The sequence below is a fragment of the Wolbachia endosymbiont of Atemnus politus genome (genome assembly GCF_013309895.1).
The window spans coordinates 1-1,430 of the sequence record NZ_JAAXCS010000194.1; the positions used below are offsets into that span (position 1 = coordinate 1).

A 1,430-nucleotide genomic window follows, 5' to 3' on the forward strand; every position below is an offset into this window, starting at 1 on the left:
TGACGTTTATGTAACCCTCGCTCTATTTGCATCACCATAATGTTACGTGACCAGCCATGTTCTATAGCTTTTTGAAAGTAGAAAAGTCTCTCTTGTGAGTCTTTTACCTTGTCGATAATCACTACTATATGAAACCAAGGTAATTGTGCAGTAACCTGCTGCACAAATTCAACATCAGGATATTCTTCGGCAAACTTACGCATATACTTCAGGTTTCTTGTACTAAACCCCTTCATATCGGGAAAAGTATCTCGCAAATCTTTGCTTAATTGATCAATAACTTTTGCTCCCCAGCCGTGCTCTTCTTGGCGTTTTAAGATCTCTGTACCGATATAATGGTAAAGCAAAATAAGTTTACTATTTACCGCAAGTGCCGCTTTATAGCGGCTTGTTGCAATACGATCCTTTAGCTGCTTTTAAAATTCCGTATATCCTTTTTCTATAACCTTTGCCATTAGTTATTCTTTAATCTTGCAACGATATTTTCTCTGCCGACAAAAACCAATAACTTAGCGAGCTCTGGCCCTGTTTTCGTGCCTGTTAAAGCTAAACGCAACTGCATAAATAAGTCTTTTGCTTTTATATCCACTGTTTGTCGAATAGCTGCAACCCACTTTGACAATGTGTTTTCATTACAGTTACCTTGCGGTAATGCACTCAGCGCAATTTTTATAAACTCCTTATCAAGAATCACAGGTTTTATGTCGGATTTGCATATCTGCCACCACTTTGCTACCTCCGAAAACTTTTCTATGTTGTTTCTTATAAAATACCAAAACTCTGAAGAGTCCACTTCAACTTGGTTTAAACGTTTTTTTACCACTTCAAATGGCATCTGTTGCAGAACTTTGCTATTTAGCTTATACACTTCACTCGAGTTAAATTGTGCAGATGCTGAGCTAAATTTTTTAATGTCAAATGAGTCAACCAAAGACTGCATGCTAACATGCGCTTCAATTGGATCTGATGTTCCAAGCTTCGCCAAGTAACTAGCGAGCGCCATTGGCTCAATTTCATCTTCTTTTATGGATTTAATATCCAGCCCACCTTTTCGTTTCGATATCTTACTATCATCAAAATGCAGCAGAGAAAGGTGAGCAAACGTAGGAATTTTTGCTTCTAATGCTTGGATCATTTGTATCTGCACTGCAGTATTAGTTACATGATCTTCCCCACGCACAACATGAGTTACGTTAAAGTCGACATCATCAATGACAGAAGGTAACATGTATGTATAAATCACATCTTCCCTTCTCACCACAGGATCACTGATGTGACTGGTTGCAATATTTATTTCACCTTTAACTTTGTCATTCCATTTAACAACTTCCTTTCTATTCAACTTAAATCTAAAATGTGGTTTTCGTCCTTCTTGCTCATAACGAGTTTTTTCCTGCTCAGTTAGAAGTAATGAACTCCTGTCATACACT

Annotated in this window: 2 protein-coding genes; both read right to left on the reverse strand. The window is 37.6% G+C overall.

Annotated features, from left to right (window positions below):
• A partial coding sequence (locus HET73_RS07440; protein ID WP_343033104.1) for a DUF1016 N-terminal domain-containing protein occupies nucleotides 1-398 on the reverse strand: 398 nt, incomplete at its 3' end.
• Nucleotides 399-454: 56 nt separating this feature from the next.
• Nucleotides 455-1,430, reverse strand: a 976-nt coding sequence (locus HET73_RS07445; RefSeq protein WP_174134297.1) for a glutamate--tRNA ligase, incomplete at its 5' end; no start/stop codon positions are given.